The 16367-nt window shown below is 60.6% G+C and carries 14 protein-coding genes; 13 read left to right on the forward strand and 1 reads right to left on the reverse strand.

Annotated features, from left to right (window positions below):
• Window positions 1–42 precede the first annotated feature (42 nt).
• The 4 genes from leuB to AC1DIH_RS18585 all read left to right on the forward strand — a co-directional run bounded on the left by leuB (window position 43) and on the right by AC1DIH_RS18585 (window position 6416).
• On the forward strand, window positions 43–1125 hold the full coding sequence (gene leuB, locus AC1DIH_RS18570) for a 3-isopropylmalate dehydrogenase (RefSeq protein ID WP_477772800.1): 1083 nt from the start codon (window positions 43–45) through the stop codon (window positions 1123–1125).
• A 67-nt stretch (window positions 1126–1192) separates the two neighbouring features.
• A complete protein-coding gene (gene asd / locus AC1DIH_RS18575; RefSeq protein ID WP_054596622.1) occupies window positions 1193–2305 on the forward strand; it encodes an aspartate-semialdehyde dehydrogenase in 1113 nt (370 codons plus the stop codon).
• 281 nt (window positions 2306–2586) lie between these two features.
• A complete protein-coding gene (locus AC1DIH_RS18580) occupies window positions 2587–3597 on the forward strand; it encodes an aspartate-semialdehyde dehydrogenase (protein ID WP_477772801.1) in 1011 nt (336 codons plus the stop codon).
• A 206-nt stretch (window positions 3598–3803) separates the two neighbouring features.
• The gene (locus AC1DIH_RS18585) at window positions 3804–6416 is read left to right on the forward strand and encodes a motility hub landmark protein FimV (protein WP_477772802.1); all 2613 of its coding nucleotides are present in this window, start codon (window positions 3804–3806) and stop codon (window positions 6414–6416) included.
• A 54-nt stretch (window positions 6417–6470) separates the two neighbouring features.
• On the opposite strand, the gene AC1DIH_RS18590 is transcribed toward AC1DIH_RS18585, so the two are convergent.
• On the reverse strand, window positions 6471–7130 hold the full coding sequence (locus AC1DIH_RS18590; RefSeq protein ID WP_477772803.1) for a M24 family metallopeptidase: 660 nt from the start codon (window positions 7128–7130) through the stop codon (window positions 6471–6473).
• Window positions 7131–7345: 215 nt separating this feature from the next.
• Here AC1DIH_RS18590 and truA point away from each other — a divergent pair, with 215 nt between their 5' ends.
• From truA to AC1DIH_RS18635, 9 genes are all read left to right on the forward strand, one after another.
• The gene (gene truA / locus AC1DIH_RS18595) at window positions 7346–8170 is read left to right on the forward strand and encodes a tRNA pseudouridine(38-40) synthase TruA (RefSeq protein WP_103319176.1); all 825 of its coding nucleotides are present in this window, start codon (window positions 7346–7348) and stop codon (window positions 8168–8170) included.
• Window positions 8171–8233: 63 nt separating this feature from the next.
• Complete coding sequence (locus tag AC1DIH_RS18600; RefSeq protein ID WP_477772804.1) at window positions 8234–8857, forward strand: phosphoribosylanthranilate isomerase; 624 nt, start codon at window positions 8234–8236, stop codon at window positions 8855–8857.
• A 219-nt stretch (window positions 8858–9076) separates the two neighbouring features.
• Window positions 9077–9997, forward strand: a complete 921-nt coding sequence (gene accD, locus AC1DIH_RS18605) for an acetyl-CoA carboxylase, carboxyltransferase subunit beta (protein WP_054596628.1) — start codon at window positions 9077–9079, stop codon at window positions 9995–9997.
• Window positions 9994–11301: a bifunctional tetrahydrofolate synthase/dihydrofolate synthase gene (folC, locus tag AC1DIH_RS18610; RefSeq protein ID WP_477772805.1), complete on the forward strand. Its 1308-nt coding sequence runs from the start codon at window positions 9994–9996 to the stop codon at window positions 11299–11301. The genes accD and folC overlap by 4 nt, the downstream gene beginning before the upstream one ends.
• On the forward strand, window positions 11285–11953 hold the full coding sequence (locus AC1DIH_RS18615; protein ID WP_477772806.1) for an SPOR domain-containing protein: 669 nt from the start codon (window positions 11285–11287) through the stop codon (window positions 11951–11953). Before folC ends, AC1DIH_RS18615 begins: the two co-directional genes overlap by 17 nt.
• A gap of 98 nt (window positions 11954–12051) precedes the next feature.
• The gene (locus AC1DIH_RS18620; RefSeq protein ID WP_054596631.1) at window positions 12052–12612 is read left to right on the forward strand and encodes a CvpA family protein; all 561 of its coding nucleotides are present in this window, start codon (window positions 12052–12054) and stop codon (window positions 12610–12612) included.
• A gap of 41 nt (window positions 12613–12653) precedes the next feature.
• Entirely contained in the window at window positions 12654–14159 is a 1506-nt protein-coding gene (purF, locus tag AC1DIH_RS18625; RefSeq protein ID WP_054596632.1) for an amidophosphoribosyltransferase, read from the forward strand.
• 66 nt (window positions 14160–14225) lie between these two features.
• On the forward strand, window positions 14226–15437 hold the full coding sequence (locus AC1DIH_RS18630) for an O-succinylhomoserine sulfhydrylase (protein ID WP_477772807.1): 1212 nt from the start codon (window positions 14226–14228) through the stop codon (window positions 15435–15437).
• Window positions 15434–16210, forward strand: coding sequence for an SDR family oxidoreductase (locus AC1DIH_RS18635; protein ID WP_477772808.1), 777 nt, complete (start codon window positions 15434–15436; stop codon window positions 16208–16210). Before AC1DIH_RS18630 ends, AC1DIH_RS18635 begins: the two co-directional genes overlap by 4 nt.
• The last annotated feature ends 157 nt before the right edge of the window (window positions 16211–16367 follow it).

A 16367-nucleotide genomic window follows, 5' to 3' on the forward strand; every position in this document is an offset into this window, starting at 1 on the left:
GGGCGCGCCCATGAGCGCGCCGACTGATGACATGAGGAACGCATGAGCAAGCAGATTCTGATTCTCCCAGGTGACGGTATTGGCCCGGAAATCATGACCGAAGCGGTCAAGGTGCTGGAACTGGCCAACGACAAGTTCGCACTGGATTTCGAGCTGAGCCACGACGTGATCGGCGGCGCCGCCATCGACAAGCACGGCGTGCCGTTGGCCGACGAAACCCTGGCCCGTGCGCGCGCTGCCGATGCGGTGCTGCTGGGTGCGGTGGGCGGTCCGAAATGGGACGCCATCGAGCGTGACATTCGTCCAGAACGCGGTTTGTTGAAGATTCGTGCGCAGTTGGGCCTGTTCGGCAACCTGCGCCCGGCAATTCTTTACCCGCAACTGGCTGAAGCATCGAGCCTGAAAGCTGAAATCGTCGCGGGCCTGGATATACTGATCGTCCGTGAACTGACCGGCGGTATCTACTTCGGCGCGCCACGTGGTGTGCGCGAGTTGGAGAATGGTGAGCGTCAGGCGTACGACACCCTGCCATACAGCGAAAGCGAGATCCGCCGGATCGCCCGCGTCGGTTTCGACATGGCGCGCGTACGCGGCAAGAAACTCTGCTCGGTCGACAAGGCCAACGTTCTGGCGTCCAGCCAGCTGTGGCGCGAAATCGTCGAGCAAGTGGCCAAGGATTACCCGGATGTCGAACTGAGCCACATGTACGTCGACAACGCCGCCATGCAGCTGGTGCGTGCACCGAAGCAGTTCGACGTGATCGTCACCGACAACCTGTTCGGCGATATCCTGTCCGACGAAGCCTCGATGCTCACCGGTTCCATCGGCATGTTGCCGTCGGCCTCGCTGGATGCCAACAATAAAGGCATGTACGAACCGTGCCACGGTTCGGCGCCGGACATCGCAGGCAAAGGCATCGCCAACCCGTTGGCGACGATTCTGTCGGTGTCGATGATGCTGCGTTACAGCTTCAATCAGGTGGTGGCCGCGGACGCTATCGAAAAGGCCGTCAGCCTGGTGTTGGACCAAGGGCTGCGCACAGGGGACATCTGGTCGCCGGGTTGCGCGAAAGTAGGTACGCAGGAAATGGGCGACGCAGTAGTCGCAGCGCTGCGGAATCTGTAATCTCTCTGGCCCCGCTTGCCGCTGATGTCGGCAAGCGAGCCCACTTTTTGTAAAAGGTGTAGTTGCGATGAAACGTGTAGGTCTGATCGGTTGGCGCGGTATGGTCGGTTCCGTGCTCATGCAGCGGATGTTGGAAGAGCAGGATTTCGATCTTATTGAGCCGGTGTTTTTCACCACTTCCAATGTCGGTGGCCAAGGCCCGTCCGTGGGTAAGGATATTGCTCCGCTCAAGGACGCTTACAGCATTGAAGAGCTGAAAACCCTCGACGTGATTCTGACCTGCCAGGGTGGCGACTACACCAGCGAAGTCTTCCCGAAACTGCGCGAAGCCGGCTGGCAGGGTTACTGGATCGACGCCGCTTCCAGCCTGCGCATGCAGGATGACGCGGTGATCGTTCTGGACCCGGTGAACCGCAAGGTCATCGACCAGCAGCTCGACGCGGGCACCAAGAACTACATCGGCGGCAACTGCACCGTCAGCCTGATGCTGATGGGCCTGGGCGGTCTGTTCGAAGCCGGTCTGGTGGAGTGGATGAGCGCCATGACCTATCAGGCGGCCTCCGGCGGCGGCGCGCAGCACATGCGTGAACTGATCAAGCAAATGGGTGTGACCCACGCCGCTGTCGCCGATCAACTGGCCGATCCGGCCAGCGCCATCCTCGACATCGACCGTCGCGTCGCCGAAGCCATGCGCAGCGACGCGTACCCGACCGAAAACTTCGGCGTGCCATTGGCCGGCAGCCTGATCCCGTGGATCGACAAGGAACTGCCGAACGGTCAGAGCCGCGAAGAGTGGAAGGCCCAGGCCGAGACCAACAAGATCCTCGGTCGCTTCAAGAGCCCGATCCCGGTGGATGGCATCTGCGTGCGCATCGGCGCCATGCGCTGCCACAGCCAGGCGCTGACCATCAAGCTGAACAAAGATGTGCCGATCGCCGATATCGAAGGGCTGATCAGCCAGCACAACCCGTGGGTCAAGCTGGTGCCGAACCAGCGCGAAATCAGTATGCAGGAGCTGAGCCCGACCAAGGTCACCGGCACCCTGAACGTACCGGTTGGCCGTCTGCGCAAGCTGAACATGGGTTCGCAGTTCGTCGGTGCTTTCACCGTTGGCGACCAGCTGCTGTGGGGCGCGGCCGAACCGCTGCGTCGCATGCTGCGGATTCTGCTGGAGCGTTGATTCGCTAACGCAATGAAATAACCCGCGCCTTGAAAGGGGTGCGGGTTTTTTATTTTGGGGCCGATCAGTTCCCGTAGCAGCTGCCGAAGGCTGCGTTCGGCTGCGCAGCAGTCGTAAAATCTGAGTGCGCAGTTCTCCAGAATGATCGGCGCGATCGCATAGGCGAGGACTTTGTCCTCGAACGCAGGCTTCGCCAGCTGCTACAGGTATCGTCTATCAATTGCCTGCATTCAATGCGCCCGGTAAAGTGCCGCTCCCCCCGTTTCGCCTGAGGTAGAACCATGAACCAGTCCTTTGATATCGCCGTCGTCGGCGCCACCGGTACTGTCGGCGAAACACTCGTCCAGATTCTTGAAGAGCGCGACTTCCCGGTTGCCAACCTGCACCTGCTGGCCAGCAGTGAATCGGCAGGGCATTCGGTGCCGTTTCGCGGCAAGAATGTACGGGTGCGGGAAGTCGACGAGTTTGATTTCAGCAAGGTCCAGCTGGTGTTCTTCGCCGCCGGCCCAGCAGTCACCCTGAGTTTTGCGCCGCGTGCCACGGCCGCCGGTTGCGCGTTGATCGATTTGTCTGGCGCCTTGCCAGCGGAGCAAGCACCGCAGGTGGTGCCGGAAGCCAACAGCCAAGTGTTGGCCGGCTTGAAAAAGCCGTTTCAGGTGAGCAGCCCAAGTGCATCGGCGACCACCCTGGCCGTGGTGCTGGCGCCATTGCGCGAATTGCTCGACCTGCAGCGAGTGACCGTCACTGCCAGCCTGGCCGTTTCCGCCCAAGGCCGCGAAGCAGTCAGCGAGCTGGCCCGGCAGACGGCAGAGCTGCTGAATGTTCGCCCGCTGGAGCCGCGATTCTTTGATCGGCAAATGGCCTTCAACTTGCTGGCGCAAGTCGGCACGCCGGATGCTCAGGGCCATACGCTGCTGGAAAAGCGCCTGGTTCGAGAGCTGCGCGAGGTCATGGCGCAGCCTTTATTAAAGATTTCTGTCACTTGCATTCAAGCCCCGGTGTTTTTCGGCGATAGCTTTAGCGTGACCTTGCAGTCAGCCAAGGCTGTCGACCTGGCGGCGGTGAATGCTGCGCTCGAGGCGGCGCCGGGTGTCGAGCTGGTCGAGGCGGGCGATTACCCGACACCGGTCGGCGATGCGGTAGGGCAGGATGTGGTCTACGTTGGTCGGGTTCGCAGTGGTATCGACGATCCGGCGGAACTTAACGTGTGGCTGACGTCAGATAACGTACGCAAAGGCGCTGCACTCAACGCCGTGCAGGTGGCTGAGTTGTTGATAAAAGACCTTGTGTAAAAGATACTTGGCAACAATTTGCAAATTGATTCTAGTCGTACAGGCCGCAAGGCCTGAATGCTGGAGGCGAGCCGCCATCAGGGGCTTCCAAGGGCATCAGTGAAATAAGCGCGCGCAGAGACTCTTCGAGGCTGCGCGCAATGCCTTACGGCAGCGGTATCAACACCTTCTCGCTTGCCGAGGAAAGTTCAACAAAGGATGAGGCTATGGTTCAAGTTCGCAAACTGGTGTTAGCAATAGCGGCCGCCTCGGCGCTGTCCTCCGGTATGGCGCATGCACTCGGGCTTGGGGAATTGACCCTGAAGTCGACCCTGAACCAGCCCCTGGTAGCAGAAATCGAGTTGCTCGACGTCAAGGATCTCACCGCTGCCGAAGTGGTGCCGAGCCTGGCATCGCCCGACGATTTCGCCAAGGCCGGGGTTGATCGCCAGGCGTTCCTCAACGACCTGACATTCACGCCAGTGCTCAATGCCAGCGGTAAAAGCATCCTGCGGGTGACTTCAAGTCAGCCACTCTCCGAGCCGATGGTGAAATTCCTGGTTCAGGTGATGTGGCCAAGCGGCCGACTGCTGCGCGACTACAGCGTACTGCTCGATCCGTCCAAATTCTCGCCGCAGACGGCTGACGCTGCTGCGCAATCCGCACCGGCTCAAGCGCCGGCGATCAATGCACCGGTGACTGGCGCGAGCAAGCCTAAGCAGCACGTCACGACGCCGCGCGACACCTTGTGGGAAATCGCCGCGAAGGCGCGCAATGGCGGCTCGATCCAGCAAACCATGCTGGCGATTCAGGCCCTGAACCCGGACGCCTTCATCGATGGCAACATCAACCGGCTGAAGACCGGTCAGGTCTTGCGCCTGCCGGACGCCACGCAAAGCACCAGCCTGCCGCAGCCTAAAGCCATTGCCGAAGTCGCTGCGCAGAACACGGCCTGGCGTCAGGGGCGTCGCTCGGTTCACCGGGTGCAGGCGCAACAGCTTGATGCAACCAAGCGCGGGCATGATGTGGTCGCGCCGCAGGGGACTGCCAAGGACCGCTTGAGTCTGGTCTCGGCCGAATCCGGCAAGAAAGGCGGCAAAGGTGCAGCGGGCGATAGCAAGGCCATCGGCAACAAGCTGGCGGTAGCCCAGGAAGGCCTCGATACGACTCGTCGTGACAATGCCGAGCTGAAAAGCCGCATAACTGACTTGCAGAGTCAGATGGACAAACTCCAGCGCTTGATCGAGCTGAAGAATAATCAATTGGCCAAGCTGGAGGCAGAAGGCTCGGGTGCAGGTGCTGGTGCTGCTAAACCTTCGGCGCCGATGTCGGCTGATCTGGTTGCCCAGCCGGCGGTGCCTGCACCCGCGGCAGCGCCAGAGGCAACGCCGGCCGCAGTGCCTGCCGAGACGCCGATTCAGGCAGCCCCGGCAGCGAGTGACGAGCAAAAGTACAACGAACTGCTGACCAATCCGATACTCCTGGGTCTGGTGGGTGGCGGTGCCGTGGTGGTGCTGTTGCTGCTGTTGTTGCTGGCGCGTCGGCGCAAGGCTCAGCAGGAAGCCGAGAAGCACAAGCGCATGGCGAAGGCGCTGGCTGAAGAGTCGGACTTGACGCAAGACCTCGATCTGCCGGAAAGCAGCTTCGAAGGCCTTGAGGTGCCGCCGCCAGCCGTCAAGCTTGCAACGGCTCCAGCTCCAGCTCCAGCTCCAGCCGTGGCGCCGGTGGTAGTGACACCGCCGATTGCTGCGCCGTTGGTCGCGCCGGCGGCCGAGCGTTCGGACGATGTACTGGCGCAAGCCCAGTCGCACATCAATGCCGGGCGTTTGAACCAGGCCGCCAGCCTGCTTGAAGACGGCATCAAGCAAGAGCCGCAACGCAGCGACCTGCGCTTGAAGCTGATGGAAGTCTACGGCCAGCAGGGCGATCGCAGTGCGTTCGTGGCGCAAGAGCGTCAGCTGGTGGCCAATGGCAAAAATCATGCTGACGTTGAACAATTGAAAAGCCGCTTTCCGGCGATGGTTGCCGTGGCAGCTGTTGGCGGCATCGCTGCCGCAGCGGTGGCTGCCGAACTGGATGCGCAGTACGTCAAGGACCTGCTGCACGAGGAGCCCAAGGCGCCGGAACCTGAAGTTGCACCGGCCGATGATGACTTCGACAGCGCCTTCGACCTGAGCCTGGATGATCTGGAAGCAGCGTCGCCAGCAGTTGTTACACCAGAGCCGGCGTTGGATCTGGACGCTTTTCCGCTCGATGACGAACTGAGCTTCGAATCTGTTCTGCAACAGCAGACCGAAGCCAAGGACAGCCTGGACGATCTGTCGGATTTCGACCTTGACCTGGGCGGCGACGTACCGGGATCGACCCTGTCCGACGACGAGTTCCTGCTCAACCTCGACGACGATCTGAAAGACCTGCCAGCGGTCGAATCGCCGGCAGTCACTGAAGCGGCGCTTGACGATCTGGAGTTGCCGGCCGATTTCGATTTGTCGCTGGCAGAGGAAGCCGACGCTCACGCCAAGCCTGAGCCGGACGACTTCATGTCCGAGCTGGACGACGTCAATGCCGAGCTGGATCGTTTGTCCGGTAGCCTGGAGCATCCGCCTATCGCCGAACCAAGCTTCACCGCTGAAGACGCGGCGGCGGGGATGGATATGGGTGAGCCCGATTTCGATTTCCTCTCGGGCACTGACGAAGTCGCGACCAAGCTGGACCTGGCGCAGGCTTACATTGACATGGGTGACAACGATGGCGCGCGGGACATCCTCGGTGAGGTCCTCAGCGAGGGTAATGACGGCCAGAAGAGCGAAGCCAAGGAAATGCTCGCGCGTATGGCCTGATTGACCGATAGCGCATAACAAAAACGGCAGCCCATCAAGGCTGCCGTTTTTGTTTCAGGCCAGCAAATCTTCGTAAAACGCACCGAACGGTCGGGTAGGGTGGGCCAGCTGGATTTCGAGAATCCACAGTCCCACATTCGGGCAGGCGTCAAAATTGCCCAGATCCCCTGCGCGATAGATTGCGTGGGGGAAGTCGCTGACCCTGTGACCCTTGATGTCCAGGTTCAATACCCAGCCCATCGCGGATGCCTGTTCTTCTGCGTAGCGATACAGCTCGGGGCCGGCAACCTGGTGGGTTCGCCAATAATCGTGGACCTGATCGAACAGGCTTTTGGCGGCTGCTGCGCAGGCCTGCATTTCAGGGTCGTTGCCGGTGGTGAACGTGGCGCCACAGTCGCCTTCGTGGCGATCCCATACAACACCGAGGTCGATGAAGAAAATATCGTTTTCACCCAGCACCGGATCGCCGCTCGAAGGCTGCTTGAAGGTTTTCAGGGTGTTCTCGCCGAAGCGGATCTTGGTCGGGTGCCAGATGCGGTCCATGCCCAGTTCGGTCAGTACTTCAAGCCCCATCTGCAGGGCTTCGGACTCCAGCATGCCGGGCTTTATCCGGCGAGCCATTTCTTCGATGGCCTCCCAGGTCTTGCGTTTGGCGTGGAGCATTCCCTCCAGGCTGTAGGCCAATCCAACGGCTTCCTTTTGTATGGCGCTCATGTGTCAGGTCTCGTCAGGCTTTTGGTTTTCGTTATATGTTTGTCTATATAGCGAAACTGCGACGGCGCATGCAAATGTCAAATCGCTTATCGGGGGGGGGCGAACAAAAAACACCATGAACATGGCGTCCCGGCCCTGCGGCCTTATAATGCACGCCTTTGCGTAGATCAGCAGGCTGTCATTCCTTGGCAAATATAGATAACCCGGCCGCCGAAATGGCGGCCGACGGCTTTTTCCGGATCGCGTTGGGCGTTGAATACAAAGGCTCGCGCTATCGCGGCTGGCAGCGTCAGGCGTCCGGTGTGGCCACCGTGCAGGAAATCCTCGAAACGGCGCTGTCGAAGGTCGCGGACTCGCCGGTGTCCTTGCACTGCGCGGGTCGCACCGACGCCGGCGTGCATGCCTGTGGCCAGGTGGTGCATTTCGATACGCAAGTCGACCGCTCGTTGAAGGCCTGGGTCATGGGCGCCAACATCAACTTGCCGCACGACATCAGCGTCAGTTGGGCCAAGGTCATGCCGGCGCATTTTCATGCGCGTTTCAAGGCGATTGCCCGGCGTTATCGGTATGTTATCTACAACGATCAGATCCGCCCGGCGCACCTCAACGAAGAGGTCACCTGGAATCACCGGCCGCTGGATGTCCAGCGCATGGCCGACGCGGCGCAGCATCTGATCGGTACCCACGACTTCAGCGCTTTTCGCGCCGGACAGTGCCAGGCCAAGTCGCCGATCAAGGAAATCCATCACCTGCGTGTCACCCGGCACGGCAAGATGATCGTGCTGGATATCCGCGCCAGTGCGTTCCTGCATCACATGGTGCGCAATATCGCCGGTGTGCTGATGACCATCGGTGCCGGTGAGCGTCCGGTGGAATGGGCCAAGGAAGTGCTGGAAAGCCGGGTCCGTCGTACCGGTGGCGTCACGGCCCATCCATTCGGGCTGTACCTGGTGCAGGTCGAATACCGTGACGAGTTCGAGTTGCCCGAGCGTTACATCGGTCCGCACTTCCTGACCGGCTTCTCGGAACTTGACGGCTGACGCCCTCGAATGCATTTGCTACCATCCGGGACTTTCCCGGATTTGCCCTGAGGTTCAAACGACATGTCAGCCGTTCGCAGCAAAATTTGTGGGATTACCCGCATTGAAGATGCGTTGGCAGCGGTTGAAGCCGGGGCGGACGCAATTGGTTTTGTGTTCTATGCCAAAAGCCCGCGAGCAGTGACGGTGCAACAGGCTCGGTCGATCATCGCCGCGTTGCCACCATTCGTGACCACGGTGGGCTTGTTCGTCAACGCCAGCCGCTGCGAACTCGGTGAGATTCTCGACGCGGTGCCGCTGGACCTGTTGCAGTTCCACGGCGACGAAACCCCGGCCGATTGCGAGGGTTACCATCGGCCGTACATCAAGGCATTGCGGGTCAAGGCGGGCGACGACATCGCTGCCAGTTGCAATCTTTACGCTAAAGCCAGCGGCATTCTGCTCGATACCTATGTCGAAGGTGTTCCCGGTGGAACCGGCGAGGCCTTTGACTGGTCATTGATACCGCAAGGTTTGAGCAAGCCGATCATCCTTGCAGGCGGGCTGTCGGCGGCCAATGTGGTCGAGGCCATTGCCCGGGTTCACCCGTACGCGGTGGACGTCAGCGGTGGGGTGGAGCAGAGCAAGGGCATCAAGGATCACGCGAAGATTCGCGCGTTTATACAGGCAGTACGCACTAGCGTGTAGTCGATGTGACGGCTGGCAGTCTGCCGCCGTCCATTGCACTGTTACGAAACAGGTGTACTGCATAAGGCAGGCATGGCTGAGGGTTGTTGGGTTGTACGAAGGTCAGTCTTGCTGACCCGGCTATCCACCGATCATCGCCGCACACATGAATTTAGCTCAAGGGCATACGCGGGGCTGCGAACCAGAGCGTTCGAGCCGCCGGTACTGGAGAAAGAAAGCATGAGCAACTGGTTAGTAGACAAACTGATCCCTTCGATCATGCGTTCCGAGGTGAAGAAAAGCTCGGTGCCTGAAGGCCTGTGGCACAAGTGCCCGTCCTGCGAGGCGGTGTTGTATCGTCCAGAGCTGGAAAAGACCCTGGATGTTTGCCCCAAGTGCAACCACCACATGCGCATCGGCGCACGTGCGCGGATCGACATCTTCCTGGACGCCGAAGGCCGTGCCGAACTGGGCGCTGACCTGGAGCCGGTTGACCGTCTGAAATTCCGCGACGGCAAGAAGTACAAGGATCGCCTGACTGCTGCGCAGAAGCAGACCGGCGAAAAAGACGCACTGATCTCCATGAGCGGTACCCTGCTGGGCATGCCGGTTGTGGTGTCGGCGTTCGAATTCTCCTTCATGGGCGGTTCGATGGGCGCGATCGTCGGCGAGCGCTTCGTGCGTGCGGCCAACTACGCGCTGGAAAACCGTTGCCCGATGATCTGCTTCGCCGCTTCCGGTGGTGCGCGGATGCAGGAAGCGCTGATCTCGCTGATGCAAATGGCCAAGACCTCCGCGGTACTGGCGCGTCTGCGCGAAGAAGGCATTCCGTTCATCTCCGTGCTGACCGACCCGGTCTACGGCGGTGTTTCCGCCAGCCTGGCGATGCTCGGCGACGTGATTGTCGGCGAGCCAAAAGCCCTGATCGGCTTCGCCGGTCCGCGCGTTATCGAGCAGACCGTGCGTGAAAAACTGCCGGAAGGCTTCCAGCGCAGCGAATTCCTGCTGGAGCACGGCGCAATCGACATGATCATTGCGCGTCAGGAGCTGCGTCCGCGCCTGGGTAACCTGCTGGCACAACTGATGGGCCTGCCGACGCCTGAGTTCGTGGCTGCGCCCGTCGAGCCGATCGTGGTTCCGCCGGTGCCTGCAAACCTATGACCGAACGTACCCTTGGCGACTGGCTCGCCTACCTTGAGCAGTTGCATCCGTCAGCCATCGACATGGGGCTTGCGCGTTCGCAAGAGGTAGCCTCCCGGATGGGATTGGGCAAGCCGGCGCCTCGGGTGATCACGGTCACCGGCACCAACGGCAAGGGATCTACCTGTGCGTTCGTGGCGTCATTGCTGCGGGCGCAAGGGCTCAACGTCGGTGTCTACAATTCTCCGCACCTGCTGCGTTACAACGAGCGGGTGCAGATCAATGGCGTCGAAGCCACTGATGCGCAGTTGTGCGAAGCCTTTGCGGCAATCGACGCAGGGCGCGGTGAAATTTCCCTGACGTACTTCGAGGTGGGTACTCTGGCGGCGTTCTGGCTGTTTCAGCGTGCTGATCTGGATGCGGTGGTGCTGGAAGTCGGCCTCGGCGGACGCCTGGATACCGTCAATCTGGTGGATGCCGACGTCGCGCTGGTCACCAGCATTGGTGTTGATCACGCCGATTATCTCGGCAATACCCGTGAATCCGTTGCCTTCGAAAAGGCTGGCATTTTCCGTCAGGGCGCACCTGCGTTCTGTGGTGACCTCAATCCGCCTCAACCCCTGCTGGATAAAGTGCGCGAGCTCGATTGCCCGTTCTTCCTGCGGGGTCGTGATTTTGATTTGGGCATTACCGAGCAGAACTGGCAGTGGCGGGGTGTCGATCCGCAAGGGCGTGCGATAGAGCTGCATGACTTGCCGCTGCTTGATCTGCCGATGGAAAACGCCGCGCTGGCGTTGCAGGCTTATGCGCTGCTGGGTTTGCCATGGCAGGCCGAGCAAATTGTCGCTGCATTGAAGGCGACGACAGTGGTCGGGCGTCTGGATCGCCGCCAGTTCAACTGGCACGGCAAGCGCCTGAGCCTGATGCTGGATGTGGGGCATAACCCGCATGCGGCCGAGTATCTGGCTCAGCGTTTGGCTCGCCGGCCAATAGCCGGTCGACGGTTGGCGGTATTTGGCTTGTTGGCTGACAAGGATCTCGATGGAGTTGTCGGCGAATTGAGTGGTAGTGTCCAGCATTGGGCTGTCGCCCCGCTCGATTCTGCACGCGCGCGTCCGGTTGCGGATTTGCAGGCTGCGTTGCAGAACCTTGGGGCGTCGGTAGCATCCTATGCAAGTGTCGCGGATGCCCTGGAAGGGCAGTGCGAACTGGCAACGGCGGAAGATGAAATTCTGCTGTTCGGATCATTTTATTGTGTTGCCGAAGCCCTCGAATGGTTGGCTCGGCGCTCCACGGAGGAAGCTGCACATGGCTTTGCTGGATAACGCGTACAAGCAGCGAATGGTTGGGGCCCTGGTTCTGGTGGCATTGGCGGTGATTTTCTTGCCAATGCTGTTTTCCCGGGAAGATGAGCAGCGTCAGGTGGTGGTTCATGCCCCGGCTGCACCTCAAGCCCCGGCAATGCCGCAGGTACAGATCGAGCCCGTGGTGGTGCCGGAGCCGCAAGCGTTGCCGCAGGAGCCGGTTCCAGGTGATGACGAGATTGCTGCCGAGAAAGCCCCTTCCAGGCCGGTTGCCCCCAGTGCTCCTGTCGCACCAGCCCCGGTTGCCGCCAAACCGGTAGCGCCGGCTCCTGCCGCCAAGCCAGCACCGGCACCGACTCCAGCGCCGGCGCAACCGATCGCTGCGGCGCCGAGCAAGCCTGATACCAGTCAGAGTCGCGTCGATGCCAATGGCCTGTCGGTCAGTTGGTCGGTGCAGTTGGCCAGCCTGTCGAGTCGTGAAAGCGCCGAAAGCTTGCAGAAAACCCTGCGCAGCCAGGGTTACAACGCCTACATCCGTACCGCCGATGGCAAGAATCGGGTGTTTGTCGGGCCGTTGATCGAGCGTGCAGAGGCTGATCGCCTGCGTGACCTGCTGGGGCGGCAGCAGAACCTCAAGGGTTTTGTCGTTCGCTTCCAGCCTGAACGCGGCTAACGCTAACTGACTGATTTCAAATGCACTTGCAATCGCAGCTTACCGACAGCCATAGGCTCTGCTAAAATGCGCCGCCTTATCCGTCTGTAGGCTGCACTGTGCCATTTACCTGGGTTGACTGGGCGATCGTCGCGATCGTCGCCATCTCCGCTTTGATCAGTTTGAGCCGCGGCTTCGTCAAGGAAGCCTTATCGCTGCTGACCTGGATCATCGCAGGAGCTGTTGCCTGGATGTTCGGTGGCTCACTGTCCGAGTACCTCACCGGATACATCGAAACACCGTCGGCTCGCGTGATCGCGGGCTGTGCCATCATTTTTGTCGCCACCTTAATAGTGGGCGCAATGATCAATTACCTTATCAGCGAACTGGTTCGCGTCACCGGCCTGTCCGGGACCGACCGTTTTCTTGGCATGGCCTTCGGTGCGGCGCGTGGCGCGCTGCTGGTGGTCACCGCCGTCGGGCTCTTGAGTCTGGGCCCGGTACAGCAGGATAAGTGGTGGCAGGAGTCAAGGCTCGTGCCACAATTTCTATTGGTTGCAGACTGGTCCAAAAACCTCATATTAGGGTGGAGCAGTCAGTGGCTGGCCAGCGGTATCAGCGTACCCGCTGACATACCGTTCAAGGAGCACCTCTTGCCGACGGCCAAAACGCCGCAGTGAGATGTGTTCAGTTCAGTTTCATTAAGTAGGGGTTGCGTCGCATGTGTGGCATCGTCGGTATCGTCGGTAAGTCGAACGTCAATCAGGCGCTGTATGACGCGCTAACCGTCCTCCAGCACCGCGGCCAGGACGCTGCCGGTATCGTGACCAGCCATGATGGCCGGTTATTCCTGCGCAAGGACAACGGTCTGGTTCGTGACGTGTTTCATCAGCGTCACATGCAGCGCCTGGTCGGTCACATGGGCATTGGCCATGTGCGTTATCCGACTGCAGGCAGCTCGACTTCGGCCGAAGCTCAGCCGTTTTACGTCAACTCGCCGTATGGCATCACCCTGGCGCACAACGGTAACCTGACCAACGTTGAACAGCTGGCCAAGGAGATTTACGAATCTGACCTGCGCCACGTCAACACCAACTCCGATTCGGAAGTGCTGCTCAACGTGTTCGCTCACGAACTGGCCCAGCGCGGCAAGTTGCAGCCAACCGAAGAAGACGTGTTCGCGGCCGTCACTGACGTGCACAACCGTTGCGTGGGTGGTTACGCGGTCGTGGCCATGGTGACCGGTTACGGCATCGTCGGTTTCCGTGACCCGCACGGCATCCGCCCGATCGTTTTCGGCCAGCGTCATACCGACGAAGGCGTCGAATACATGATCGCCTCCGAAAGCGTTTCCCTGGACGTGCTCGGTTTCACCCTGATTCGCGACCTCGCGCCGGGCGAAGCGGTCTACATCACTGAAGACGGCAAGCTGCACACCCGTCAGTGCGCGACCAACCCATCGCTGACTCCATGCATCTTCGAGCACGTCTACCTGGCGCGTCCGGATTCGATCATCGACGGCGTTTCGGTTTACAAGGCTCGCCTGCGCATGGGTGAAAAGCTGGCCGAGAAGATCCTGCGCGAGCGTCCGGAACACGACATCGACGTGGTCATCCCGATTCCGGATACCAGCCGCACTGCAGCGCTGGAGCTGGCGAACCATCTGGGCGTGAAGTTCCGCGAAGGCTTCGTGAAGAACCGCTACATCGGCCGGACCTTCATCATGCCGGGCCAGGCTGCACGGAAAAAATCCGTACGCCAGAAGCTCAACGCCATCGAGCTGGAATTCCGCGGCAAGAATGTGATGCTGGTGGACGACTCGATCGTTCGCGGCACCACCTGCAAGCAGATCATCCAGATGGCTCGCGAAGCCGGCGCCAAAAACGTCTACTTCTGCTCGGCTGCGCCGGCTGTGCGTTACCCGAACGTATACGGCATCGACATGCCAAGCGCCCACGAGCTGATCGCCCACAATCGTACGACTCAGGACGTGGCTGATCTGATCGGCGCTGACTGGCTCATCTATCAGGACCTGCCGGACTTGATCGAAGCAGTCGGTGGCGGCAAGATCAAGATCGAGAATTTCGATTGTGCGGTGTTCGACGGCAAGTACGTCACCGGCGACGTCGACGAGGCTTACCTGAACAAGATCGAGCAGGCACGTAACGATGCCTCCAAGGTCAAGACGCAGGCAGTCAGTGCGATCATCGATCTGTACAACAACTGAGTTTCTACCGGCCCTGAGGGGCCGGTTTTGTATCTACCCATAAAGAACAAGGCAAGGAGTGACAGCATGAGTCAGGAGTGGGATGCCGGTCGGCTGGACAGCGACCTCGATGGCGTAGCGTTCGATACCCTGGCCGTACGCGCCGGTCAGCACCGTACGCCGGAAGGCGAACACGGTGATCCGATGTTCTTCACTTCAAGCTACGTGTTCCGTACCGCTGCCGATGCGGCGGCACGCTTCGCTGGCGAAGTACCGGGCAACGTTTACTCGCGCTACACCAACCCGACCGTTCGCTCGTTCGAAGAGCGGATTGCCGCTCTCGAGGGTGCCGAGCAGGCCGTGGCAACGGCCACCGGCATGGCCGCGATCCTTGCGGTGGTGATGAGCCTGTGCAGTGCTGGCGATCATGTGCTGGTCTCGCGCAGCGTGTTCGGCTCGACCATCAGCCTGTTCGAAAAGTACTTCAAGCGTTTTGGCATCGAAGTCGATTACGTACCCCTGGCGGAGCTTTCCGGCTGGGATGCGGCGATCAAGGCCAACACCAAATTGCTGTTCGTCGAATCACCGTCCAATCCGCTGGCTGAGCTGGTGGATATTGCTGCGTTGTCGAAAATCGCTCACGCCAAGGGCGCGATGCTGGTGGTCGACAACTGCTTCTGCACGCCAGCCTTGCAGCAACCGCTGAAGCTCGGCGCGGACGTGGTCGTGCATTCGGCTACCAAGTTCATCGACGGCCAGGGCCGTTGCATGGGCGGCGTAGTGGCTGGTCGCAGTGAGCAGATGAAAGAAGTCGTCGGCTTCCTGCGTACCGCCGGGCCGACCTTGAGCCCGTTCAACGCCTGGATCTTCCTCAAGGGGCTGGAAACGTTGAGCCTGCGCATGAAGGCGCACTGCGCCAATGCCCAGCAACTGGCCGAGTGGCTGGAGCAGCAGGACGGCATTGAGAAAGTCCATTACGCCGGCCTCAAGAGCCACCCGCAGCATGAGTTGGCTCAGCGCCAGCAGAAGGGTTTTGGCGCCGTGGTGAGTTTCGAGGTCAAGGGTGGCAAAGACGGCGCCTGGCGCTTTATCGATGCCACGCGTTTGATTTCGATCACTGCCAACCTCGGTGACAGCAAGACCACCATTACCCATCCGAGCACCACCTCTCACGGTCGCCTGGCGCCGCAAGAGCGTGAGGCGGCGGGGATTCGCGACAGCTTGATCCGCATTGCGGTCGGCCTCGAAGACGTAGCTGACCTGCAAGCGGATCTGGCGCGCGGGCTGGCTGCCTTGTGATCGAGTTGTCCACGCCTGCAAGTGGCACTAATGGCCGGGTTGCACTGGTCACCGGTGCTGCGCGCGGCATCGGTCTGGGGATTTCCGCCTGGCTGGTCAGCGAAGGCTGGCAGGTGGTGCTGACCGATCTGGACCGGGTGCGTGGCTCAAAGGTTGCCAGGGTGCTGGGTGACAACGCCTGCTTTATCGGCATGGACGTGGCCGATGAACAGCAGGTGGCTCAGGGCGTCGCCGAGGTGCTTGGGCAGTTCGGTCGCATCGATGCGCTGGTGTGCAATGCGGCCGTCGCCGATCCGCACAACATCACGCTGGAAAGCCTCGATCTGGCGTACTGGAATCGTGTGCTGGCGGTGAACCTCGGCGGGCCCATGTTGCTGGCCAAGCACTGTGCGCCTTATCTGCGTGCTCACAGCGGCGCCATCGTCAATCTGGCCTCGACCCGAGCGGCGCAGTCGGAGCCGGATACCGAGGCTTACGCGGCGAGCAAGGGTGGTTTGCTGGCATTGACTCACGCCTTGGCCATCAGCCTGGGGCCGGAGATTCGGGTCAATGCGGTCAGTCCCGGCTGGATCGATACGCGTGATCCGGCGGCGCGACGTGCCGAACCGCTGAGCGATGCAGATCATGCTCAGCATCCGGCGGGCAGGGTAGGGACGGTCGAGGATGTGGCGGCGATGGTGGCCTGGCTGCTGTCGAAGAATGCCGGGTTTGTCACGGGCCAGGAGTTTGTGGTCGACGGTGGCATGACCAAGAAAATGATTTATAGCGATTAATCGGAGTGCCGGGGCAGGGCTGGAGACGGCTTGAGGTTGGGGGTGTCACCGATTGGCGCCCGGGGAGATGACATGATTTTGTCTTTTTCAGAAAAACTTCAAGCAGGCTATTGACTTAGCTTCGGTATCTGCGTAAATTTCGCGGCCTCAGAGAAGC

This window comes from Pseudomonas sp. 05N36 (assembly GCF_056397385.1).